This is a genomic window from Sphingomonas sp. LM7 (genome assembly GCF_002002925.1).
Taxonomy (GTDB): Bacteria; Pseudomonadota; Alphaproteobacteria; order Sphingomonadales; family Sphingomonadaceae; genus Sphingomonas.
The window spans coordinates 877,951-901,189 of the sequence record NZ_CP019511.1; the positions used below are offsets into that span (position 1 = coordinate 877,951).

A 23,239-nucleotide genomic window follows, 5' to 3' on the forward strand; every position below is an offset into this window, starting at 1 on the left:
GGCCGGCTCAATCTATTGACACCGCTCACCCGGATTGAGCCGCTCTTGCGGCTGCCTCCTCACCGCCGACGCCTTCGGGATCATGCCGCCGATCGCAAGGGTCAGCCCCGACCAGGCGATGTCCCACTTCCTGTCGGGCTATACCGCCAAGGTGGCCGCCACCGAGATCGGCGTGTCCGAGCCCGAAGCGACCTTCTCGACCTGCTTCATGCCGCGCCATCCTTCCGAATATGGCAAACAGCTCAAGTTGCGGATCGCCAGAGGCAAGGTGGATTGCCGGCTGGTCAATACGGGCCGGGCAGGACCATGGCTACGATGGCAGCCTGAGCGACGCCGAATTCCGGATAGATCCCAATTTCGGGTTCGGGGCGTCGGCCAATTTCGCCGGGATCGACCTGGCGGTGCTCGATCCGCGCGAGAGCTGGGCAAACAAGGCGCACTATGATCCCACCGCGGCGAAACTGGTCGACCTGTTCAACGAGGAACTTCGCCGAGTTCGCCTACCACCTCGACGAGGGGGTGCGCCGACCGGCACCCCGTGCGCCGCTACCTGCCTGACTTGCCCAGTCACCGATCGGGATCGTAAGAGCTCGATCGATGACCGGCCATTCCCCCCGCCTGTTCGCTTCCGACACCGAGATCGTCCGGCTCGGCGAGGGCCTGCTTGCCTGCGATCTCGCCAGGGAGGACTGGACGCACGAGGCGCACCTCGGCGCCAGCCTCTATCTACTGGCCGAACGGCCGGGCGTGGATGTCGATGCCGAGATCGCCGGCCTGATCTCGCGCTTCAACGAAAGCGTCGGCGGAGTAAACGATGATAGGGGCGGCTATCACGACACTATCACGCGTGCCTATGTTGCCGGGATCCGCCTGTTCCTGCGCGCGCATCCCGAAGGTGCGCTTGCCGAGCGGGTCAATGCGCTCCTGATATCGCCGATTGGCCGTCGCGACTGGCCGCTCGGCTTCTACAGCCGCGAACTGCTGTTTTCGGTGCCGGCGCGCCGCGGTTTCGTCCCCCCGGACCGCGCTCCGCTGCCATAGCCTCTATAAGGGGAGAGATAACAAAGCAGGGGTCACCACGTGAAGTTCATCTCTTTGAAGGCGATCAACGGCGAGCCGATCCTCGTCAACGTCACCGCCATCCGCACGGTCTCCTCGATCGACCTCGCCGGCGTCGAAATGGGCATCATCGGCTTCGACAAGACCCATGAAGTCGTGCTGAGTTCGACCGTCGCCGAAGTCACCGAGGCGATTGCCGCGGTCGTCGCGGGCAACTGAGCGCAGCGGCGCTGCTCGTCAGACGTTTCGGGCCGCAATGTGGCGGTCGATGACATGGCCGAGCACTGTCATCGGCACGTTGCCGCCCAGCACCACTGCGTCGTTGAACGCCTTGAAATCATAGCGCGCGCCGAGCGAAGTCTTGGCGCGGTCGCGCAGTCGATTGATCTCGCTGTGCCCAACCTTGTAGCCGCACGCCTGTCCCGGCCACGAGCAATAGCGATCGACTTCGCCGGAGACTTCCTCCTCGGACGAACCATTGGATTCGACGAACCAGCGGATCGCCTGTTCGCGCGTCCAGCGCTTGGCGTGGAGCCCGGTATCGACCACCAGCCGGCATGCGCGAAACCCCAGCGACTGGAGATAGCCGAGCTTCTCGGCGGGATTGTCGGCATAGACGCCGAGCTCCTCGGCGAGCTGCTCGGCATAGAGTGCCCAGCCTTCGGAATAGGCGTTGAACTGGAGCAGCGAGCGGATCAGCGGCAGCTTGAACGCGTACTCGCCCTGCCAGACATGGCCCGGGATCGCCTCGTGATAGGCTAGATCGGGCAGGCTGAAGCGCGTGTGCAGGCTGGTAGTGCGCAGGTTGATCCAGAACTTGCCTGGGATCGTCCCGTCGATCGAGCCGGGGCCGCCATAGGCGCCGGGGGCGCCTGGCTCTTCCTCGGGCGGCAGGCGGCGGACCTCGACATTGCCCTTCACCAGCGTGTTGAACGCCTGCGGCATGCGGCTGCGAATATCTGTAATGCGGGTGTTGAGGAACTTGAGAATCTCGGCGCGGCCCGGATCGCCTTCCGCGAAGGTGAAGCGGGGATCCTTCGCCAGCGCTTCCATCCGCGCACCGACGCTGCCCTGGCTATAGCCTTGCTTCTTGAGGATCGTGTCCATCTCGGCCTGGATCGCGCGGAGCTGGTCGAGGCCCATCTGGTGGACTTCCTCGGGGCTCATCGTCGTGGTGGTGCCGGCGCGCAGCGCCCAGGCGTAATAGGCCTCGCCGTCCTTGAACTTCCACACGCCCGCGTCCGAGGTGGCGCGCTCGCGGTGGCGTTCGAGCTCGGCAATCTGACGATCTAGTGCCGGCGCGATCTTGTCATTCGCCAGCATCCACGCGCCATTACCGAAATCGCCGTCCATCCCCGCGCTGCGATTGGCGATCGACGTCACCAGCCCCCAGCCGGCAGTATTGCCGCTGCGGGCGAGCTTGAGTTGCTTGAGTGCCTTGTCGAGCAGGAAATCGGGTGGGATCACGTCCTTCGTGGCGGCGACCTCGAGCCGCTCGGTCTCGCCGTCGAGCTGCTCGGCATAGGATTCGAGCCGGTCGAGATAGGCCTCGGCATCCTCACGGGTGTTCACCTGATGATCGGTGTCGAGCATCCGCGGCACGTCGAGGTAGGCGCCGACATTCTGGACGACGACATAGGGCGTGTTGCGCCAGCTGCCGACCGCCACGTCGCCATAGCCAAAGCCGAAGCCATCGAGCGCGTTGCGGTAGGAGGCTTGGACGACCTCGACATTGGTGCGCATCACCGGGCTCAGCGCCGCGGCGTCCAGCTTGCCCAGATCGGCGAGCGATTGGCGCAGATGCGCGACGATCTTGCCCTGGCCCTGAGGCGAACGGTCGGTCAGCTGGTGCTTGAGCTGCGCGCGCTTGTCCTTGTCGATCCCAAGCGAGGTCGCGTTCTCGGGGTACAGCTTTAGGAACGCCTCGGCGGTGCGCGTCAGCAGTGCATCGGCTCGGGCATCGGGGTCGGCGAAGAACGCGTCGGCCTGGCGCGGCAAAGCGGCGAAGGCGAGCGTGCCGGCAGTGCCGAGCATCAGCTCGCGGCGGGTGGTAAGCATCGTCACTCCTTGGAACTCAGGCGATCACGGGTTCGACATTGAGCGAGGTGCCTATCGCCCCCGTGATCCGCACGCGCGCGCCCGCCGGCGCATCGGGGCCGCAAGCAAGCCATTCGCCGTCACCGACGCGAACCTTGCCTTTGCCCGCCGCGATTGGCTCAACCACGGTCACCACCTCGCCGACCAGCCGCGCGACGCGATCGTTGAGCAGCGGGTCGGCGCTCGGCACCGGATTGTTAGCATACCAGCGTCGCCCGATTCCCACTGCCGCCGATGTCGCGATGGTAAATACTACGACTTGGAAGAGCAGCGCGAATTCGGGAATGATCAGCGTTACTACGCCGGTCACCGCCGCGCCGGCAGCGACGAACACCAGGAAGATGCCTGGCACCAGCAGCTCGGTGATCGCGAGCACGGCGGCAAGGATCAGCCAGGCGAGCCCGGGAGTGGCGAGCAACGCGTCCATCCTCAGCCTTCCTGCGAACCGAAGGGGTTTGGTCGCGCGCGCGGGGCAGGAGGCACGGGCGGAACCGGCGGCCTGGGGCCCGAGCCCGTGATCGCTTCGCGTGCCAGCTCGCCAATACCGCCCAGCGTGCCCATCAGCTGGGTCGCCTCGACCGGGAATAGGATGGTCTTGGCGTTGGGCGAGGTCGCGAACTTGCCAATCGCCTCGACATATTTTTGCGCGATGAAATAGTTGATCGCTTGCGTGCTGCCGCTCTCGATCGCTTCGGAGACTGCGCGGGTGGCGGTCGCTTCCGCCTCCGCCGAACGTTCGCGCGCCTCCGCGTCGCGGAAGGCGGCCTCGCGGCGGCCTTCGGCTTCGAGGATTTGCGATTGCTTCTGGCCCTCGGCGCGCAGGATTTCGGAGGCGCGCATGCCCTCCGCCTCAAGGATGTTGGCGCGCTTCTCGCGCTCGGCCTTCATCTGGCGGCCCATCGCGTTGACGATGTCGGCGGGCGGGCGGATGTCCTTGATCTCGACGCGGGTGATCTTGACGCCCCATGGGGTGGTGGCGTGATCGACGACGTTGAGCAGCCGCGCGTTGATCTCGTCGCGCTTCGACAGCGTCTCGTCGAGGTCCATCGATCCCATCACGGTGCGCAGATTGGTCGTGGTGAGCTGGAGCAGCGCGACATAGAGATCCGACACTTCATAGGCGGCCTTGGCGGCATCGAGCACCTGGAAGAACACGACCCCGTCGGTCGAGATCATCGCATTGTCCTTGGTGATGATCTCCTGACCCGGAATGTCGATCACCTGCTCCATCATGTTCACCTTGCGGCCAACGCGATAGAAGAAGGCGGGGTAGAAATTGAGGCCGGGGGATGCGACGGCGGTGAAGCGACCGAAATACTCGATCGTGTACTGATAGCCCTGGGTGACGATCTTCACGCTCGAGAAGAGGTAGAGGAGCACCACGGCCACCATCACGATGAGAAATACGTTCAACACATCCATACTCCGACTCCCCCTCGCATTTCCTCCACCTTGCTAGCATAGAGTCGGGCGATGACCACAGCCCGCCTCGCCCCGCGCACTGCGCTGTTTCTGCCTGCCTCCAATCCGCGGGCGATCGCCAAGGCGCGCGGGCTCGCCGTCGATCTGGTCATCCTCGACCTCGAAGATGCAGTGCGTGACGATGCCAAGGCTGAGGCGAGACTGGCTGCAGTGGCGGCCGCCGACGAAGGATTCGGGGATCGTCTCTGCGCGATTCGGATCAACGGTAGCGGCTCCCGGGAGCACGAAGCCGATCTCGCCGCCGTCGCCGGCTCGGCCTGCGATTTTGTCGTCGTTCCCAAGGTCGAGACCGCTGGAGCCGCCAGGGCGATCGCCGATGTGGTGGGCAAGCCGCTATTGGCGATGATCGAAACGCCGCGCGGGATCCTTGCCGCGGCGGATATCGCTGCGGTGGTCGGGGTCTGTGGCCTGCTTGCCGGCGCCAATGATTTACGCGCGACGCTTGGAATACCGGCCGGCGGCGGGCGCGAGGGGCTGGCATTGTCACTCCAGATGATCGTGCTCGCGGCCCGGGCAAGCCAGGTCTGGGCGATCGACGGCGTTTTCAACGCGCTCGACGATGCAGACGGCCTCGCTGCCGAGTGCCGTCATGGCCGCACGCTTGGCTTCGACGGCAAGTCGCTGATCCATCCGAATCAGATCGACATCGCCGCGCAGGCTTTTGGGCCCAGCACGGAGGAACTCGCCGATGCCCTCGCGCTGGTCGAGGCGGCGACCGGCGGCGCGGAGCGCTTCGGCGATCGCATGATCGAGGCGATGCATGTCGACCAGGCCCGCGCGCTGATCGAGCGCCATCGCCGCTAAGCTCCGGGATTCTCCTGCAATGTCGTCGGGCGAAGTTGCCGCTATGGGGCCTCGCGAACCCGCCTTTGCGACGGTGAACCATGTCCGACCTTCACGATCTGCACGCCCAGCTGCTGCAAATGCTGGACGATCTCGAGCGGCTGACCGCGCAGCCCGGTCCCGACGAGGCGGTACTGGCCGGCCTGCGCTACCGGCTGACCCGGACCAGCAGCGCGCGGCGCAAGCTGATCGACGCGCTATGCCTCGAACTGAAGATGGTTTTGCCCGAGGGCGAGACCGCGCAGCTGGAGGCGCTGCACGAGACCAATACCGCCGCCATGACGGCATCCTCGGAGCATATCAGCACGTGGAGCCTGCGCGAGATCGCGAAGGACTGGCAGGGCTATTGCCAGGCGTCGTTCGCGATGCGCCGGTCGATGCGCGCGCAGATCGAAGTCGAGAAGGCGACGCTTTACGCGTATTTGTGAAATCGGGTGGCCAGTGCGGCACTAGCACATTGGGCTGACCGCGGTTACATGGGCCGCCAACCTCCGACTCAGGACTTTGGCGCACCTCATGGATATCCCCCTCGGCCTCACCTTCGACGACGTCCTTCTGTATCCGGGCGAGTCCGAAGTCCTGCCGAGCATGGCGGACACCCGTACCTTCGTTACGCGCAGCCTCGCGCTCAACATCCCGATCATCTCCTCGGCGATGGATACCGTGACCGAGGCCGACATGGCGATCGTCATGGCGCAGCTGGGCGGGATCGGCGTGCTCCACCGCAATCTCGATGTGGAGGAGCAGGTCGAGGCACTCCGCGCGGTCAAGCGCTTCGAGAGCGGGATGGTAGTCAATCCGATCACGATGGCGCCGAACGGTACGCTGGGCGAGGCGCGCGCGCTGATGGAGCGCCACAAGATCAGCGGCATCCCGGTGGTCGAAGCGAACGGCAAGCTCGCCGGCATCGTCACCAACCGCGACGTCCGCTTCGCCGAAAATCCCAACCAGCCGGTCTCCGAGCTGATGACCCATGATAATCTCGCCACTGTCGCGACGGGCGTCGGCAAGGAGGAGGCGCGCCGCCTGCTCCACCAGCGCCGGATCGAGAAACTGCTTGTCGTCGACAATGACTATCGCTGCGTCGGGCTGATCACGGTCAAGGATATCGAAAAGGCCGTCAACTTCCCCAACGCCACCAAGGACGGCGCAGGCCGGCTATGCGTCGCGGCCGCCACTACCGTGGGCGACAAGGGTTTTGCGCGCACCGAGGCGCTGGTTGATGCCGAAGTCGATCTGATCGTCATCGACACCGCGCATGGTCACAACAAGGATGTCGGCCGCGCCGTCGAGCGCGTGAAGAAGCTCTCCAACCGCGTCCAAGTGGTCGCCGGCAACATCGCCACCGCCGAAGCCGCCAAGGCGCTGATCGATGCGGGCGCGGACGGGCTCAAGGTCGGTATCGGGCCAGGCTCGATCTGCACCACGCGCGTCGTGGCGGGCGTCGGTGTGCCGCAGCTCACGGCAGTGATGGACGCGGCGAACGAAGCCGCGAAGTCCGGCGTGCCCGTGATCGCCGATGGCGGGCTGCGCACCTCGGGCGACCTCGCCAAGGCGCTTGCAGCCGGCGCCTCGACCTGCATGGTCGGGTCGCTGCTGGCGGGCACTGCCGAAGCGCCGGGCGAGACGTTCCTCTATCAGGGCCGCGCCTATAAATCCTACCGCGGCATGGGCTCGGTCGGCGCGATGGCGCGCGGGTCGGCCGACCGCTATTTCCAGCAGGACATCAAGGACCAGCTCAAGCTGGTGCCCGAGGGGATCGAAGGTCAGGTGCCGTTCAAGGGCAGTGCCCGCGACGTCGTCCACCAGCTGGTCGGCGGCGTGAAGGCCGCGATGGGCTATGTCGGCGCCCCGACGATCGCCGAGTTCCAGAAAAAGGCGAAGTTCGTGCGGATCACAGGCGCAGGCCTGCGTGAGAGCCACGTTCACGACGTGACGATCACCCGAGAGGCACCCAATTATCCCACACGGTAAATCATGACGCCCGCTGCCCGCACCCAGGCGGCGATCGAGTTGCTCGACCGCATCGTTGCCGCCGCCCGCGACCAGGGCGCCGCCGCAGACACACTCATCGCGCGCTGGTTCGCCGAGCGCCGCTACGCAGGATCGAAGGATCGCCGCGCAGTTCGCGAATTGATCTACGATGCGATCCGGCTGTGCGGCGAACGACCGGAAAGCGGGCGCGCAGCGATGCTGGCGCTGATGGCCGGGCGGCCCGAACTCGCCGAGACCTTCGATGGCTCGCCGTACGGTCCTGCCGCGATCGAGGCAGGCGAGCCCGTCGCTACGTCCGGTCATGCCCCGGGTTGGCTGATCAAGAGGCTGCGCGCCTCCGAAATCGGCATCGAGGAGCAGGCGGCATTGCTTGGCCGGGCTCCGCTCGACATTCGCGTCAATCGCCTCAAGACCACGCGCGATGAGCTTGCAGCGGAGATTGCCGGCGCCGAGCCGCTGGCATTCGCGCCCGATGCGTTGCGGCTGCCGCACGATACCAAGGTCGATCAGCTCCCTGCCTATGATGCCGGACAGCTCGAAGTGCAGGATGCAGGCAGTCAGCTCGTGACGCTGGCAGCCGGAGTCGAGCGCGGGCAGCATGTCGTAGATCTCTGCGCCGGCGGTGGCGGCAAGACACTGGCATTGGCCGCGCTGATGGCGAACCACGGCAGCATTCTTGCCTGCGACATCGATCGCGGCCGGCTCCAGCGCCTGCCCCAGCGCGCCGAACGGGCAGGGGTGACGATCGCCGAGACGAGGCTGCTCAATCCCAATCGCGAGGCGGAGCAACTGGGCGACCAGGTGGCGCGGGGCGACGTGGTGTTCGTCGATGCCCCTTGCTCGGGCACCGGCACTTGGCGGCGCAATCCCGAGGCACGCTGGCGGCTGACACGCGATCGGCTCGACAAGCTGGTCGCGACCCAGCGCCATATCATGGGGCTCGCCGCCGAACTGGTGCGGCCGGGCGGTGCGCTGGTCTACGTCGTCTGCTCGGTGCTCGATGACGAGGGTGCGGATCAGGTCCAGGCGTTTCTCGCCGCCTATCCCGGCTGGACTGCCAAGACGCTTGCGCTCGGCGCAGGCCGGCAACGCGGCGCCGGGCTTAGGCTCACCCCCCTGGCGGACTCGACCGACGGCTTTTTTGTCGCGAAGATGGTTCGGCCATGGTAGCCAATACCCGGATTTCGGAGATTTTCATGCGAGTTACCGCGATTTCGGCCGCCGCCGCGTTGATGGTGCTTTCGGTCTCGACGTCGCTGATGGCGCAGCGCCCGGACGCTCAGATCGATCCCAAGTCGCTTGCACTGCTGCAGGAAGGACGCCTGGCAAAGGCGGCCGGCAATCTCGATGGCGCGCAGGACGCACTGGAGAGTGCGCTCGCCGTCGATCCGCGTAACCGCGAGGCCTTCGTGGTCCTCGCCGAGATCGCGCGCGGCCGCGGCCTGCCCGGCAAGGCAATCCGCTTCTATAGCGAGGCGCTGGCGCTGGAACCCAACGACCTTGCGGCATTGCGCGGGCAAGGCGAGGCGCTGGTCGCCAAGGGCGCGACCACGAAGGCGAAGGAGAACCTCGCCAAGATCAAGACGATCTGCGGCACGACCGCGTGCAACGATGCCACTGTCCTCGCCGCCTCGATTGCCAAGGGGCCGCCGGTGACGGCAACGGCGCAGGTCGAACCGGCGCAGCCGGTGACCGCCAAGCCCTAGCTAAGCGCGCGCGCCAGCGCGACGAATTCGGCGACCGAGACCGTCTCTGCGCGCCGGCTCGACTCGATCCCGAGCTGTTCCATCGCCTCGAGCGCACCGGGCACGCCCTTCAGGCTCTGACGCAGCATCTTGCGGCGCTGACCGAATGCCGCGGCGGTCAGCCCTTCTAATACTTGCAGCCGGACGCCCTCGGGCGCCTCAGCAGGCACGATATGGACCACTGCCGACATCACCTTGGGCGGCGGGGTGAACGCCGAGCGATGGACCGTCATGGCGATCCGCGGCGTCGACCGCCATTGGGCGAGCACCGCCAGCCGACCATAGGCGTCGGACCCTGCCGGGGCGATGATGCGCTCGGCGACTTCCTTTTGGAACATCAGCGTAAGGCTGGCCCACCACGGCTCCCACGATGCCGACAGCCAGCCGATCAACAGCGCGGTGCCGACATTGTACGGCAGGTTGGCAACGATGTGCGGCTTGCCCGCGAACAGCGACGGCGCATCAACTTCGAGCGCATCGCCTTCGATCACCTTGAGCTTGTCAGGGAAAAAATCGCCCAGTTCGGCGAGCGCGGGAATGCAGCGGCGGTCGCGCTCGACGGCGGTCACCGCGGCGCCACCTTCGAGCAATGCGCGGGTTAAGCCGCCGGGGCCGGGGCCGACTTCGAACACTTCGGCGCCTTCGATGCTGCCGGGAACCTTGGCGATGCGCGCGAGAAGCTGGTGGTCGAACAGGAAGTTCTGTCCCAGCGCCTTGCTCGCGCTGAGACCGTGTCTCTTGATGACTTCGCGGAGCGGCGGCAGTTCGGTCACGGGTTTACGGTGGCCGCCTCGGCGCGGCGCTCGGCTTGGGCCGCGGCCATGCGGATCGCCGCGATCATCGCGCCGGGATTGGCTTCGTCGCGCCCGGCGATGCCGAAGGCCGTGCCGTGGTCGGGCGAGGTGCGGACAATCGGCAGTCCCAGCGTGGTGTTCACGCCATCGTCGAAATGGAGCGTCTTGATCGGGATCAGTGCCTGATCATGATAGAGGCAGAGTGCGGCGTCATAGCCGGCGCGCGCGCGGGCGTGAAACATGGTGTCCGCGGCAAAGGGCCCGACGGCGTCGATGCCCTCGGCGCGCAGCTGTTCGATAGCGGGCATCAGGATGTCGATCTCCTCGCGCCCGATCGCACCGCTCTCCCCGGCATGCGGGTTGAGACCGGCAAAGGCGAGGCGCGGCTTCTCGATGCCAAAATTGCGATGGAGCCCGCGTGCGGTCACCCGTGCCTTGGCAACTATCAACTCCTGCGAGATGAGGTGCGGCACATCGGCCAGTGGCACATGCACGGTGATCGGCACGACCCGGAGCGTCGGCCCGGCGAGCATCATAACCGCGTTTTCACCGGAGACGCCACAGCGCTCGGCGACAAATTCGGTCTGGCCTGGATGGGTGAAACCGATCCGATAAAGCTGCGCTTTCGAGACCGGCCCGGTGACCAACCCGCTCGCAGCACCCGAACGAGTCAGTCCCGAGGCGAGCTCGAGCGACTGCAGCGCACATCGGGCGCTCTCGGCATCGGGCGATCCGGGCGTGACGTCGCCCACATCGCCGACCGAGATGATTGGCAGGGCATCGGCAAACACCGCAGCGGCCTGGTTGGGATCGCTGATGCGCGCGATCGGGCCGTTCCAGACCTTCTCGATCGCCCGCGGATCGCCCACCGCAAAAAACGGCGCGAGCGATTGAAGTGCGCGGGCGGCCCAGGCCTTGGCAGTGATCTCCGGCCCGATTCCGGCCGAATCGCCCATGGCGATCGCGAGCGGCGGAAGCATCCGCTCGGCGCTCACCTCAGCGATATTCGACCAGCGCGTCGCGACGAAGGTCGCGCAGCATGCGCTGGGCGCGCAGATTGGTGCGTTCCTCTTCGAGCCGCTCCTGCACCTGCTCGACCGACGGATCGTAGGATTCCTTGGGCTCGTCGCGCCCGCACAGAACGAGCACGCGGACACCGTCCTCGACCGAGCCGAACGGCTGGGTGACCTGGCCGACCTGGAGCGGCATGATCATGTTCTGCAGCGCGGGCGGCAGTTCCTTGATCGCAATGCCGTCGCGATCGACGATCTCGGCATTCTGTGCCTTGGCGACAGCGGCGACGTCGCCGCAGCCCTTGATCGCCTGCGTCGCCGTGGCGAACTCGCCGGCGCGAGCGCTCGCCTGCGCTTCGGTGGTGCCCTTGACGAAATTGATGGCGACCTGGCGAAGGCTCAGCTTGGCATCGCGCGGATCGGCGGTCAGCACCTTGCGCTTCTCGGCGAGGTAGAGGATCGAAAAGCCCGTCGGCAGCTGGACCGGTCCGGCGACCTGACCGGCCTGCATGTCCTGCGCGGCGGCGGCAAGCTGGTCCGGCAGCATCGACGGGCGAACCCAGCCGAGATCGCCGCCGACCGACTTGGTCGATGCTTCCGAATAGGTCTTGGCGAGATAGTCGAACGGCGCGCCTTCGCGCATCTGCTGGATCATCTTCTGCATGGAAGCATGGACTTCCTGCGCGCGATCGGGTGTCGCGTTCATGTAGATTTCGTAGACGTGATATTCGTCGCTTCCCTTGGCGGCCTTCATGCGATCGATCATCGCCTTCACTTCGGCCTCGCCCACGTTGATGTTCACGCGGCGGCGGAGCAGGCGGCCCCAGGCGAGATCGGCTTCGATCTGGCGGCGGATCGTACGCTCGGATGCGCCGACTTCCTTTAGCCAGGCGCGCATCTGCTCCGGCGTGCGCTGGAAGTTCTTGGAGACCCGCGCGAAGCTCTGCTCGATCTCCTTGGGATCGACGGTGATCTCGTTGGCCTTGGCCTCCTGGATCTGCAGCGCTTCGTCGATCAGCTGGCGCAGCATCTGCAGCTTGAGCTGGTCGCGCTCCTCAGGCTTGAGGTTGAGCTTGCTGATCGCCACGACCATCGCGACGCGCTGATCGACATCGGTGCCGGTGATCACCGTGTCGTTGACGATCGCCGTCGGCTTGCGGATGTTGGGATCGGACTTGCCGAAGAGCTGGAAGTTCGCCGGCAGGTTGAGGCCGGTACTCGGCACCTGCTGATCGGGGACGGTCTGAGCGAGCGCGATCGACGCCACGCCGCCCAGCGCGAGCGCCAGAATAGTCTTGCGGCCGAAGCGAGCCGCCTTTGCAACACCCATGTTCACGTGGAGCCGTACCCTCATCCATAACGGGAGATCGTGGCGCATACTCGCCAATTGTGCCTGAACCAAGGCTTGACGGATTCGAGCTACGCCCCGCCGGGCGGCACGCTAGCGTCCCAGATTCTTGAACGCCAGAGACAAAAGATAGCTGTTGCCGCGCCGTGCGTCGCCGGTCGTCTCGTAATCGCGCTTCCAGGTTAGGCCGAGCCGCAGGCAGTCGTCCTCATAGGCGAAGCCCAGCCGGTGCCGCACAGGATCGAACCCGTCGGCCTGGGAGAGGATGTCCTCGTCGCGATTGGTGAGGTCCACCAGGATTGCGCCATAAACCGACCAGAAGCGGGCAATCTGGACGCGCGCGCCGACCCGGGCTTCTTCACGGTCCTGGAGATCTTCCAGCGTGGCGGAAATGTTGCGGTTGAGGCGGAGATAGCCGAGCTGAAGATAGGTGCTGCGCGAGCCTACCGTCGCGTCGATCTCGTTGCGGCGGACGGCGAGGCCGTCCTTGTCGAGCCGGTAGCGGTGGGTGAAGGCGATGAAGTCGCGGAAGCGCACCACGGTGCGGCCGACGATGTCGGACACGCGATTGGAGAGGCCGGTGCCGTCGGGGAAGATCGTCGGGCGCGAAGTAAGGCGGTAGCTCTGGCCGACATTGGCGTCGACGCTGAAGCCGGGAAGGTTGAGCGAGTAATCGACGCCCCAGGTGAAGCGCGTCGAATCCTCGAAGCGGTCGTAGCCGGGGAAGCGATTGAGCGCGAAGAGGTTCGAATCCTCGAGATCTACGGCGCGGGCATCCTCGTTGGGGACGGCGAGGTTCTCGAGCTTGGGCGCGGCGACGATCTGGACGCGCGGGGTGATCCGCTGGGTGCCGCCGAGGAACTCGCCGACCAGCGGCCATTTCACGTCGATCGCGGCAGCAGCAATGCCGCGGAACTGGAAGCCTTCGTCGCCGCGATAGCTGGGGACGAGCGTCGAGAGCGTATCGTCGGTGTTGTAGGCGTCAGCCCGGCCATAGGCAGTGAAGGTGACTTCCTGGCCCCAATTGGTCAGCTTGCGCAGATCCCAGCGCGCGCTGGCGAAGGCGCGCTGCGAATCCTGGCCGTCGGTGCGACCGATTGCGAGCGTGTTGAGCTGGAATTCGAAGCGGCCGCCGATCAGGCCGTCGTCCATCCGCCGCCGATAGTCGAGCTCGGGGAGCACAAAGGGCTGGAGGCCCTGGCGCTCGCCGACGCGCAGGGTCTGCACTGCCCAGGCATTGATCGAGAAATAGCTGTCCGGATCGATCCGTTCGACGCGGACATTGTTGCGCAGCCGATCGTCGCGCGAAATGTCGTAGCGGCGCAGGAAGGTGCGGTCGGTGGCCAGCCGGAGCGAGGTGCTGGCGCTCCATTCGGGGGACAGCTGGAAACGGCCGACGGCGTCGAGATAGCCGCGGAAATTGTTGCTCGACGTGGCCGGGGTGACCGGGACGGTGAGGTCGTCGGCGCGGCGGCTATAGGTGCCGTAGGCGGTGACGCGATAGGCGCCGAAGCTTTCGAGCGCGCGATACTCGCCCTGGAGCATCGGCAGCGTGTCGGTGAATACGCGCGGCGTGATCGTCAGGTCGCGATTGGGCGCGAAACTGAAGTAATAAGGCAGCGCGATCTGGAATCCGTTGGTGCGATCGTAGCGTACATCAGGAGTGAGAAACCCATCATCACTACTCCCCCCCGCCGGATGCGAAAAGGCGGGGAGGGGGATCGAGGCGAAACCGAACACCGAGATTCGCGCGCCGGTATAGCGGATGCGCTTCTTGCTTGGATCATAGACCACGCGCCGTGCGGTGATCTTCCATGACGGCTCTTTCGGGCAACCGTCGGTATCGGTGACCGCACAGGGCGTGTAGGCGGCGTTCTCGACAGTGATGATGCCGTCAGCGCGGACCCCGCGCTGCGCGGCGATCCGGCCGCCGGCTTCGAGCACGACGAGCATGTTCTCGACGGCGCCGTCCTTCAGCGTGTCGGTGAGCTCGATGCGGTCGCCATAAGCGGCGTCGCCCTCGGGATTGACGATGACGATGTTGCCTTCGGCAACGACTTGCCCGGTCTTGCGGTTCCAGACGATCTTGTCGGCGCGCAACCGATCGCTGCGACGATAGAGGCGAACCTCGCCGGCGGCGGTGACGACGTCGTTCTCATAGTCATAGTCGAGCTGGTCGGCGTTGAACTGGACCTCGTCGGGGCTGATCGCCGTGGCTTCGGTCGAGGGCGGCGGCGGCGTAGTGCCGCGATCCTGCAGATCGGCGCTGGGCACCGGTGTGGGCGGCGGCAGAACCTGCTGAGTCGGCGCCTCTGGCGGATCGCCGATCTGCTGCGCGCGCGCCTGAGCGGCAAGGCACAGACCAAGCGCGGCCGACAGCAGCAAGACCTTGCGCGTAACGACGATTCCCACCTTTGACTTCACTCCCGGCACGCGGCGGCCTCCGCCCTATCGCAGCGGTTGCGGCATCGCAACGTCACGTGCGTTGGCCCGAACGCACGGAACCGCTAACAGGAGCCATGCAGGTCGATTTCTATCATCTCACAATGCTGCCGCTCGAACGCGCGCTGCCGCAGATCGCGGAGAAGGTACTCGCCAGCGGCGGGCGACTGTTGATCGTGGCCGGAGAGGCAGCGCAGCGCGCCGGGCTCGACCAGTTGCTGTGGAGCTATGCGGCGGAGACGTTCCTGCCGCATGGCCAGGCCGGTGGCGAGGACGATGCGCGGCAGCCGGTGCTGATCGCAGGCGAACCCGATGCGGCAAATGGGGCGCGCAACATCGCGCTTGCCGACGGGGTCTGGCGGGAGGAGGCATTGCGCTTCGATCGGGTCTTCCATTTCTTCGACGAGGAACGGATCGGCGAGGCGCGGGCGGCGTGGAAGGGGCTGGCCGACCGCGATGGAGTCGAGCGCAACTATTGGAAGCAGAACGAGAACGGGCGGTGGGAAAAAGCGGCCTGACGTCGACGTCTGCCAAGGCGAAGGTGGAAGGGATTGCGGCGGATCGGTGGGAAATTTCCACGCCGCCCGGTTTCGCCATAGGGAAAGCGGAACAAGTAGACGCCGAGATTGACACCTGGGGAATCTGGCATTCCACATTGCATGCACGCGGGTCCTGGCAATGGAACGCTGTAGATCGACGATTGCAAAGAGCGGGCGCCAAGCGAAGGCGGCCCGGCGACCTCAGCGCGCGCTATCCTACATTGCAAGCACCGTGGCTTGCATCGCGCGCAGGGCCGGACTAGGGAGCCGCGACTTTTCCACAACCCAAATACAGGAGCCGCACGGCCATGGCCGCGACCCGGACCTTTTCGATCATCAAGCCCGATGCCACTCGCCGCAACCTGACCGGTGCGGTCACCAAGATGCTTGAGGATGGCGGCCTTCGCGTCGTTGCCTCGAAGCGCATCCAGATGACCCGCGAGCAGGCCGAGGGCTTCTATGCCGTCCACAAGGAGCGCCCCTTCTTCGGCGAGCTCGTCGAGTTCATGATCTCGGGCCCGGTCGTCGTGCAGGTGCTCGAAGGCGAGAACGCGATGCAGCGCAACCGCGACATCATGGGCGCCACCAATCCCGCCAACGCCGATGCCGGCACGATCCGCAAGGAACTGGCCGAGTCGATCGAGGCCAATTCGGTGCACGGTTCGGATTCGGACGAGAACGCGGCGATCGAAATCGCCTATTTCTTCAAGCCCGAAGAAATCGTCGGCTAAATCTGCCGGCGATAGCCTCGCTCCGGCGAGGCCGATAAGGACGCGCGGCGTTCCCTTGCTTCCAGCGGCCACGGCCGAAAGGGGCGAGGGGGCGCCGCTTTTCCGTGTGCGAAGCGTCAGAGCTTCGCGAGATGGCTCACGATGGAGGGGTGCAGCTTGGTGGCAAATCGCACGCCGATCGCGCCATTATGCACCCAGCAGACCTGTGCCGGGACAGGCGACAGATGGCCGATCGCCACGAGCACTTCGTCGCCGAGGCGACAGGCCCAGGTAAGCAACCGGCAGCCGGTGACCGATACATCGACGACTTCGGCCTTTATCCGGCGGCTGGTGCCGCGGCCGCGCAACTCTGCCTTGAGACAGGTGGAGAGGCGCTCGCTCGATCGCCGGTCAGCCCAAGACGCCCGCATAACGTTGCTTTGTTTCGTCTTGAGCTTGACTATCGTCAGCATGATCCAGCCTCCAGTCCGTATGTGCTAGATCAATCAAGGTAAACAAATCGGCGAATTCTCTAGTTCGTGCGTCGCATTGCTTGAACGTACGTCCCGCTCAACTCGGTTGGGTACGCTATCGTACTATGATGCTACGCGCGCACGAACAGGTTGCGCAGCCAGAGCGGGCCGCTGCGGCCGGCGGCGCGCCAATCGCCGTCCTCATCGAGCGCGCTAGGTTCATAGCCCCAGGGGTCAAACAGCTTCACCCGCGCGCCCTTGAACGCTGCGGCGTTGCGGGTGACCAAAGTCAGGCCATGTTCGAGCGCAGTAGCGGCGAACAGCGCATCGCGCGTCTCGGCAAGCGCGAGCTGGCCGCGCCGGCGCGCCACTGCCGCGTCGAGCGCGAGGATATGCCCGTCGAATGCAGGGACGACCTGATCGTCGATCCAGCTGCGCAGCGCTGCGCCGGCCGCCTTGTCGCGCCGGACGGTCTGCGCAACCGTTGCTTCCAGCTCGACGAGGCTGATCGCGGAAAGGAAGAGGCGTTCGCGCGGCACCTCCGCCGCCCAGGCGACGAAGCCCGTATCGGTATCGCCCGACCGGGCCTTGCGCAGTTCGAAGACGATCGGGGTATCGAGCAGGTACATCAGCCCTTGCTCCCGTCCCAGCGCTCAGCGGGGGCGAGCTGGGCGTCGGAAGCGGCGGGGAGCGCCAGCAAGTCGACGATGCTTTCGCGCTGACCGCTCAGCTGGCGAAAGGCCTGGATGCTCATAAGCACGTGCGTAGGCCGCCCGCGATCGGTAACGAACACGGGCTCAAGCCGCGCGAGTCGCTTCGCCGCGCTGACGTCCTGGTTGAATTCGCGGCTTCCGATCACCCTCATTATCGTACCTACGTCGCTAGAATGTCCGCGTTGTCATGTAGGTACGTTACTATGCTGTGCGCCCGGTGCAACACAAACGTCGCCGAACCCGGGAAAATGCGGGAGGCACATGATTTTGAGTTGCACACCAGATGGATGCGGCGATGTTTCAGCTTCGCGACAGGCAGCAACATTGCCGCGCGGACATGATATCGGGGGAGGTTGAATGCTGGATCTACTGGAGAATTCCTGGTTTGCGCTGACGGACGTGCTCAATCCGCACGGGCCGGCCGTGAACGCCGTCAAAAGCTATACGCCGGCGGACTTCAGCGTGCATTTCTTCCTGCAGCTCGCCGTCATCATTCTCACTTGCCGCGTCGTCGGCTGGCTCGGGCAGAAGCTGCTCAAGCAGCCTCAGGTTGTCGGCGAGATGATCGCTGGCGTCGTGCTCGGGCCGTCGCTGCTCGGGCTGTTCTTTCCCGATCTCCAGCTCGCGATCTTCCCAAAGGAGACGCGCAACGTTCTTTATGTCGGCGCGCAGCTGGGCGTCGGCCTCTACATGTTCATGGTCGGCCTGACGCTGCGGCTCGATCATTTCCAGTCCAAGGCGAAAAGCGCCGCGACGGTTTCGGCAGCCGGCATCGCCGCGCCGTTCCTGCTTGCCGCGCTGATCACGCCGTTTCTGCTCGCCGTGCCCGGGCTGTTCACTGCCGGGATCAGCCAGGCGAACGCGACCTTGTTCATGGGCGCGTGCATCGCATTGACTGCCTTCCCGATGCTCGCCCGGATCATCAATGAGCGCGGGCTCGCCAATTCTTCGCTCGGCACGCTGACGCTGACCGCGGGCGCATTCGACGATGCGGCATCCTGGTGCGTGCTGGCAGTGGTGCTTGCCACGTTCGGCGCCGGGCCGGGCGTTGCCGTGATCGCGATCGTCGGAGCTGTCGCCTATGCCGGCTTCATGATCCTGTTCGGGCGCAAGCTGCTCGCGCCGCTGGGCCGCGCAGTCGAGGCGCGGGGCGAGATGAGCACCAACGTGCTCGCGATCACCATGCTGTTGTTCTGCCTTTCGGCCTTCGTGATGGACGCGATCGGCATCCATGCGATCTTCGGCGGCTTCCTGATCGGCGTGTGCATGCCGCGCGGGCTGTTCGTCGAGGAATTGAAGCGCAAGGTCGAGCCGCTGGCGGTGGTGCTGCTGCTGCCGATGTTCTTCACTTATTCGGGGCTCAACACCCGGATGGACATGGTCAATTCGGTGTCGCTGCTGCTGATCGCACTCGGCATCCTGGTGGTTTCGGTGCTTGCCAAGTTCGGTGCCTGCTACGCTGCGGCGCGGCTTTCGGGTGAAGACAACCGGACGGCGCTGGGTATCGGCGCGCTGATGAACTCGCGCGGGCTGATGGAGCTGATCATCATCAATATCGGCCTGCAAAAGGGCATTATCGGGCCGACCCTGTTCTCGATGCTGGTGCTGATGGCGATCATCACCACCGTGATGGCGACCCCGGTTTTCGAACTGGTCTATGGCAAGAAGGCCCGCGAGACCGGCGAACTCGACCAGATCGACTCGCGCCTCGCCACTGCCTGAGTTCCTCCTGTAGCCCGCCCCGCGCGCTTTGCGGGGCGGGCATCTTTTTCCGGGGAAGAAATTCATGAAACGGATGGTTGCCGGGGCCGCGGGGCTGCTGGCTTGTGGTTCTGCGCATGCGCAGGACGTGAAGCTGACGCCCAGCGCCGACGTGCGGCTGCGCTACGAGCATGTCGATCAGGAAGGAGTGCCGCGCGATGCCGATGCGGTGACGCTGCGGGTGCGGCCGGGGCTGACGGCGAGCTGGACCGGCTGGTCCGCGCTGATCGAAGGCGAGGGCGTGGTGGCGCTTGCCGATAGCTATAATGACGGGACCAACGGCAAGATCGCCTATCCGCTGGTGGTCGATCCCGAGAATATCGAGCTCAACCGCGCGCAGATTCGCTACGCCGGAACGGGCGGATCAGTGACGCTCGGGCGCCAGCGGATCGCGCTCGGCGACGATCGCTTCGTCGGATCGGCGCCGTGGCGGCAGAGCGAGCAGACCTTCGACGCAGTGCGCGTCCAGCTTGGCAAGCCCAAGGGGCTGAGCGCCGACCTGACCTATAGCTGGAGCGTGCGGACGGTGAACGGCCGCAACGGCACCGGCGCGCGGCCGACGGCGATCGGCGGGGACAATGTCTTTGCGCTACTGAACTATGGGACCGCAGTGGGTACGCTGACCGGGTTCGCCTATCTTATCGACCAGGACGAAGCGGCGGTGCAGGGCTATCGGCTGTCGAGCCAGACCTATGGCGTGCGCTTCGTCGGGGCGGCGCCGATCGGCAAGGATCTCAAGCTCGGCTATGTCGCGACCTGGGCGCGGCAGAGCGACTGGCGCCGCAATCCCAACGACTATGCCGCGGGCTATTGGCAGGGTGAGGCCAGCCTGACTGCCAAGGGGCTGAGCGCGACGGCGGGTTATGAAGTGCTCGGCGCCGACCAGGGCGTGGCGCTGACAAGCGTGCAGGTGCCGCTGAGCTCGGCGTTCCGCTACAATGGCTGGGCGGGCAAGGTCGGGCCGACCCCGGCCAATGGGCTGCGCGACCTGTACGGATCGCTGGGGCATGGCTGGAAAGGCGTGGGGCCGTTCGACACCGTCAATCTGAGCGCAGTCGTCCACCGTTTCGACAGCGATCGGCTCGACCAGCATTACGGCGACGAGCTGGACCTGCTGGCGAGCGTCAAGCGGGGGCGGTATGCGCTGTCGGCGCGCTATGCGCATTACAAGGCGGATGCGTTCGCGACCGATACCGACAAATTCTGGCTACAGTTCGACTGGAGCCTGTGAGGCGGGCTCAGCGGATCAGCGCCGAATAGTCGTCGCCGATCTGCGGCAATGCCAGCCGTGCGCCTAGCGCAATGAGAACGACCAATGCCAGCATCGCCAGCGCAATCCGCGCCGGACGCCGCGGAAGCGGCTCGGTGAGCAGCAGGATCGCGGACAGTCCGGCGGCGAGCATCGACCAGAGATGGTAGCGCCAGTCGATCGATATGCTGACGACCAGGAAGCTCAGTTCCATCGCTGTCGCCGATAGCGCGAGCGGAACCGCGAGGCCGTGCGCGGCACTTTGCGCGGGCTGCGCCAGGGCCAGCACCGCCAATGCCACGGCCAGCGCGAGGATCGGCGCGCCGAGCGGGCTGTTGGCGAGCCAGCCGGCGAACCGGTCATAGAGCACCACCTGACGTCTCGGCGAGCCGAGCCCGAAGGTGTTGGGCAGCGATTGGGCCTGGGGCACCGCCTGCGGGAAGTGCCAGGGGACGAACCAGCGCATCGTCGCATTCCAGTGCGCCGCGCGATGCGACAGATAGGCGCCGGGGTGCGCGATGATGGCGCCGGTCCAAGCCGAGAATAGCTCCTGGCGGGGCCGGCCGGTGAGGTCGTGCTGGAGGAAATCGCAGCGCTTGCCGATCGAGAATATGTCCCACAGGATCGAGGAGTGGCAGCGTTGCGCCTCCAGACGGTGCCAGGTTTCCGGCCGCAGCAACGGCACTGCCTGTGGCCCGGCGCGATGCGCGATGCCGGCGATGTCGAAGATCGGCTGGGTGGCCTCGACACCGCTTTCCTCGGCATCCAGCAAGCCGTGGTTGATCGCAGGGGATAGCGCGAGGACGGCAAGCGTCGCCGCAACGATCAGCAGGATCCGCGAGGGCCAGTCGCGCCACCGCCACGGCGCGAGCAGCCCGACCGCGAGCGGCGTCACGGCGAAGACGGCGTTGGACCGGACGAGGATTGCATAGCCGAGGAGCAGGATCACTGCGGCGGTGCCGGGGGCGCCGAGCGGCCTGCCTCGCAGCCGCTGCCAGGCGACGAGGCCGGTTGCCGCCAGCAATGTGGCGGCCATCTGCCCGTCCTTGACCACCACCGCCTGCCAGCCGAGCAAGGGCGGCCACAGGCCGAGTGCGAGCACCGCGAGTGCGGCGACGCGTGCGCCGCTACGGGCCAGCGCCGCCGCGAGGAGACCCAGGCCGGTCCAGCAGAGCAGGGTCTGGAGCAGGAACATCGGTCCCTGGCCGGTCCAGCCCAGCGCATGGAAGAGCGACCAGAGCCGCGCCATCGCCGGCGGATGCCAGTCATAATAGGCGCCGGAAACGACCTGCTGGTACTGGGCCACGCTGTCATAATGCGCGACACCAGGCCAGAAGAAGAGCAGCACGCCGGCGCAGAGCAGCGCCGATGCGAGCCCGGACCGGGCCGGCGGGGAAAGTCGGCGGATCAAGCCCCCCGCGACGCCCCCTGGTTGATCTCGCGGATCAGCGCGCGGTGGCTCGGCAAGTCTTGGGTCGCCTGTTCGCTGAAATTGCGGATGCGGGCGAACAGCTTCTCCGCCGCCTCGACATTGGGGAAATCGCCGCGGCTTGCCGAGAGATCGGTGGGGAATTCCATCCCGTAGAGGATGTACTGGTAGTTGAAGAAGGCGAAGCTTTCGAGATCGAGCAGGAAGTCGAAGCGGCTGGGCGGACGGTGGCGCCATTGCCGGAGCAGCTCCTGGAGCGGCTCGGGGATCGAGGCGGGATCGGCATTGTCGCGCCAGAAGGGCTCGGGGCGGCGGCTCAGGCAGTAATGGAGCTTGAGGAAGTTGATGATGTTCTCGTAGCGCGCGGCGATCAGCCGGTTGAACCGCGCCGCGGGTGCGTCGGCCGGGCCGCTATGCGGGAACAGCTCGGCGATCATGCCGACCGCGGCCTCGATCAGCACCACGCCGGTCGATTCGAGCGGCTCCAGGAAGCCGCCCGACAGGCCGACCGCGACGCAGTTTCCGACCCATTGGCGCTCACGATAGCCGGGCTCGAACGGGATTATCCGGGCGGTATAGTCGTCATGGCCGATATAGCGGCGCAGGATCTCCGCCGCGCGATCGTCGCCGATATGCGCGGAGGAGTAGACGCAGCCAATGCCGCGGGCGCCTTCGAGGCCGATGTCCCAGGTCCAGCCTGCCTCGTGCGCGGTGGCGATCGTGAAGCTCTCGATCGGTGTGTCGGGCCGGTCATAGGGGATCTTGCAGGCCAGCGCGCGATCGGTGAACAGCTGGTGTTTGACCGACTTGAACGGCACGCCGAGCGCCTTGCCGATCAGCTCGGCGCGGAAGCCAGAACAGTCGATGTAGAGGTCGGCCTCCAGCGTGCCGTGGGCGTCGGTGCGGATGCCGGCGATGCTGCCGTCCGCGGCGAGGTCGACGCCGGTGAGCAGGCCGCGCAAATGCCGAACGCCGAGCTCGACCGCGCGTGCCTCGATCACCTGGGCGAGACGGGCCGCGTCGAAATGATAGGCATAGTTGAGCGGGCCGGCATAATCGCCTTCGCCTGGCCGCTTGGGTGCGCGCCGGGCCTCGGCGACGCGGTTCTGGATTGTCATCGCCGCAGCGAAGGGCGGGCGGCTGTCCGCGTCCTGGAGCAGCCAATAGGGGACCAGGCTGCCGCCTTCGGTGTAGAAGGGCGCTTCGAACGGGTGGAGATACTGGTGGCGCGTGCCGTCGGGGCTTGGCGCATGCAGCCAGTCGTTGAAGCGGATGCCTTGCTTGAAGGTGGCCGAAGCCTCGCGAATGAAGCGGGTCTCGTCGATGCCGAGGAATTTGAGCGTCGAGCGAATCGTCGGGAAGGCGCCTTCGCCGACGCCGATGATGCCGATATCGGGGGATTCGAGCAGCGTGACCGTGATCCGCCCCTCGAAGAAGCGCGCGAGATAGGCGGCGGTGAGCCACCCGGCCGTGCCCCCGCCGACCACCAGTATCTCGCGCTTCTCCCGCATCGACCCTTGCTAGCGCAGAGCGCCGGCTACGGGAAC

Annotated in this window: 23 protein-coding genes and 1 pseudogene; 12 read left to right on the forward strand and 12 right to left on the reverse strand. The window is 65.9% G+C overall.

Annotated elements, in window-relative coordinates; translation table 11 throughout:
• Nucleotides 1–55 precede the first annotated feature (55 nt).
• The 3 genes and pseudogenes from BXU08_RS04015 to BXU08_RS04025 all read left to right on the forward strand — a co-directional run.
• Nucleotides 56–558: pseudogene (locus BXU08_RS04015) on the forward strand (phosphoenolpyruvate carboxykinase (ATP)); the annotation flags it as partial.
• 39 nt (nt 559–597) lie between these two features.
• A complete protein-coding gene (locus BXU08_RS04020) occupies nt 598–1,041 on the forward strand; it encodes a hypothetical protein (protein ID WP_077508912.1) in 444 nt (147 codons plus the stop codon).
• A 39-nt stretch (nt 1,042–1,080) separates the two neighbouring features.
• Nucleotides 1,081–1,278, forward strand: coding sequence for a hypothetical protein (locus BXU08_RS04025; RefSeq protein ID WP_077508913.1), 198 nt, complete (start codon nt 1,081–1,083; stop codon nt 1,276–1,278).
• Between the two features lie 18 nt (nt 1,279–1,296).
• Here the strand turns inward: BXU08_RS04025 and BXU08_RS04030 are convergent, their stop codons facing one another.
• Genes BXU08_RS04030 through BXU08_RS04040 form a run of 3 tightly spaced genes read right to left on the reverse strand, consistent with a single transcriptional unit; the run spans nt 1,297 to nt 4,578 of the window.
• The gene (locus tag BXU08_RS04030; protein WP_077508914.1) at nt 1,297–3,117 is read right to left on the reverse strand and encodes a DUF885 family protein; all 1,821 of its coding nucleotides are present in this window, start codon (nt 3,115–3,117) and stop codon (nt 1,297–1,299) included.
• Between the two features lie 16 nt (nt 3,118–3,133).
• Nucleotides 3,134–3,583, reverse strand: coding sequence for an NfeD family protein (locus tag BXU08_RS04035; protein ID WP_077508915.1), 450 nt, complete (start codon nt 3,581–3,583; stop codon nt 3,134–3,136).
• A gap of 2 nt (nt 3,584–3,585) precedes the next feature.
• Nucleotides 3,586–4,578, reverse strand: a complete 993-nt coding sequence (locus BXU08_RS04040) for an SPFH domain-containing protein (protein ID WP_150125406.1) — start codon at nt 4,576–4,578, stop codon at nt 3,586–3,588.
• Between the two features lie 51 nt (nt 4,579–4,629).
• Here BXU08_RS04040 and BXU08_RS04045 point away from each other — a divergent pair, with 51 nt between their 5' ends.
• From BXU08_RS04045 to BXU08_RS04065, 5 genes are all read left to right on the forward strand, one after another.
• Nucleotides 4,630–5,442, forward strand: coding sequence for a CoA ester lyase (locus BXU08_RS04045; RefSeq protein ID WP_077508916.1), 813 nt, complete (start codon nt 4,630–4,632; stop codon nt 5,440–5,442).
• Between the two features lie 80 nt (nt 5,443–5,522).
• Entirely contained in the window at nt 5,523–5,909 is a 387-nt protein-coding gene (locus BXU08_RS04050; RefSeq protein ID WP_077508917.1) for a hypothetical protein, read from the forward strand.
• 88 nt (nt 5,910–5,997) lie between these two features.
• Nucleotides 5,998–7,455 carry an IMP dehydrogenase gene (gene guaB, locus BXU08_RS04055; RefSeq protein ID WP_077508918.1) on the forward strand — a complete coding sequence of 486 codons (1,458 nt, stop codon included), beginning with the start codon at nt 5,998–6,000 and terminating at the stop codon, nt 7,453–7,455.
• A gap of 3 nt (nt 7,456–7,458) precedes the next feature.
• Complete coding sequence (locus BXU08_RS04060; protein ID WP_077508919.1) at nt 7,459–8,646, forward strand: RsmB/NOP family class I SAM-dependent RNA methyltransferase; 1,188 nt, start codon at nt 7,459–7,461, stop codon at nt 8,644–8,646.
• A gap of 26 nt (nt 8,647–8,672) precedes the next feature.
• Nucleotides 8,673–9,182, forward strand: a complete 510-nt coding sequence (locus tag BXU08_RS04065; protein WP_077511986.1) for a tetratricopeptide repeat protein — start codon at nt 8,673–8,675, stop codon at nt 9,180–9,182.
• Here BXU08_RS04065 and rsmA read toward each other — a convergent pair.
• The 4 genes from rsmA to BXU08_RS04085 all read right to left on the reverse strand — a co-directional run bounded on the left by rsmA (nt 9,179) and on the right by BXU08_RS04085 (nt 14,788).
• A complete protein-coding gene (gene rsmA, locus BXU08_RS04070) occupies nt 9,179–9,994 on the reverse strand; it encodes a 16S rRNA (adenine(1518)-N(6)/adenine(1519)-N(6))-dimethyltransferase RsmA (RefSeq protein ID WP_077508920.1) in 816 nt (271 codons plus the stop codon). The two genes, BXU08_RS04065 and rsmA, sit on opposite strands and share 4 nt — an antisense overlap.
• A complete protein-coding gene (gene pdxA / locus BXU08_RS04075; RefSeq protein ID WP_077511988.1) occupies nt 9,991–10,995 on the reverse strand; it encodes a 4-hydroxythreonine-4-phosphate dehydrogenase PdxA in 1,005 nt (334 codons plus the stop codon). Before pdxA ends, rsmA begins: the two co-directional genes overlap by 4 nt.
• 16 nt (nt 10,996–11,011) lie before the next feature.
• The gene (locus tag BXU08_RS04080) at nt 11,012–12,358 is read right to left on the reverse strand and encodes a peptidylprolyl isomerase (RefSeq protein WP_253190571.1); all 1,347 of its coding nucleotides are present in this window, start codon (nt 12,356–12,358) and stop codon (nt 11,012–11,014) included.
• A 111-nt stretch (nt 12,359–12,469) separates the two neighbouring features.
• Nucleotides 12,470–14,788: an LPS-assembly protein LptD gene (locus BXU08_RS04085; RefSeq protein WP_077508922.1), complete on the reverse strand. Its 2,319-nt coding sequence runs from the start codon at nt 14,786–14,788 to the stop codon at nt 12,470–12,472.
• A gap of 107 nt (nt 14,789–14,895) precedes the next feature.
• Here BXU08_RS04085 and BXU08_RS04090 point away from each other — a divergent pair, with 107 nt between their 5' ends.
• Nucleotides 14,896–15,336: a DNA polymerase III subunit chi gene (locus BXU08_RS04090; RefSeq protein WP_077508923.1), complete on the forward strand. Its 441-nt coding sequence runs from the start codon at nt 14,896–14,898 to the stop codon at nt 15,334–15,336.
• A gap of 329 nt (nt 15,337–15,665) precedes the next feature.
• A complete protein-coding gene (ndk, locus tag BXU08_RS04095) occupies nt 15,666–16,088 on the forward strand; it encodes a nucleoside-diphosphate kinase (RefSeq protein ID WP_077508924.1) in 423 nt (140 codons plus the stop codon).
• A 116-nt stretch (nt 16,089–16,204) separates the two neighbouring features.
• Here ndk and BXU08_RS04100 read toward each other — a convergent pair whose 3' ends face one another.
• The 3 genes from BXU08_RS04100 to BXU08_RS04110 form a co-directional block, all read right to left on the reverse strand.
• Complete coding sequence (locus BXU08_RS04100; protein ID WP_077508925.1) at nt 16,205–16,540, reverse strand: PilZ domain-containing protein; 336 nt, start codon at nt 16,538–16,540, stop codon at nt 16,205–16,207.
• A gap of 131 nt (nt 16,541–16,671) precedes the next feature.
• Nucleotides 16,672–17,169: a type II toxin-antitoxin system VapC family toxin gene (locus BXU08_RS04105; protein WP_077508926.1), complete on the reverse strand. Its 498-nt coding sequence runs from the start codon at nt 17,167–17,169 to the stop codon at nt 16,672–16,674.
• Nucleotides 17,169–17,405, reverse strand: a complete 237-nt coding sequence (locus tag BXU08_RS04110) for a type II toxin-antitoxin system Phd/YefM family antitoxin (protein WP_077508927.1) — start codon at nt 17,403–17,405, stop codon at nt 17,169–17,171. The genes BXU08_RS04105 and BXU08_RS04110 overlap by 1 nt, the downstream gene beginning before the upstream one ends.
• A 205-nt stretch (nt 17,406–17,610) precedes the next feature.
• Between BXU08_RS04110 and BXU08_RS04115 the strand changes: the two genes are divergently transcribed.
• Nucleotides 17,611–18,975, forward strand: coding sequence for a cation:proton antiporter (locus BXU08_RS04115; protein ID WP_077508928.1), 1,365 nt, complete (start codon nt 17,611–17,613; stop codon nt 18,973–18,975).
• 64 nt (nt 18,976–19,039) lie between these two features.
• Nucleotides 19,040–20,245, forward strand: coding sequence for an alginate export family protein (locus BXU08_RS04120; RefSeq protein WP_077508929.1), 1,206 nt, complete (start codon nt 19,040–19,042; stop codon nt 20,243–20,245).
• A gap of 7 nt (nt 20,246–20,252) precedes the next feature.
• On the opposite strand, the gene BXU08_RS04125 is transcribed toward BXU08_RS04120, so the two are convergent.
• Nucleotides 20,253–21,674 (reverse strand): hypothetical protein, encoded by a 1,422-nt coding sequence (locus BXU08_RS04125; RefSeq protein WP_150125408.1) that lies wholly within the window; start codon nt 21,672–21,674, stop codon nt 20,253–20,255.
• The gene (locus tag BXU08_RS04130; RefSeq protein ID WP_077508930.1) at nt 21,671–23,203 is read right to left on the reverse strand and encodes a tryptophan halogenase family protein; all 1,533 of its coding nucleotides are present in this window, start codon (nt 23,201–23,203) and stop codon (nt 21,671–21,673) included. The genes BXU08_RS04125 and BXU08_RS04130 overlap by 4 nt, the downstream gene beginning before the upstream one ends.
• Nucleotides 23,204–23,239: the final 36 nt, after the last annotated feature.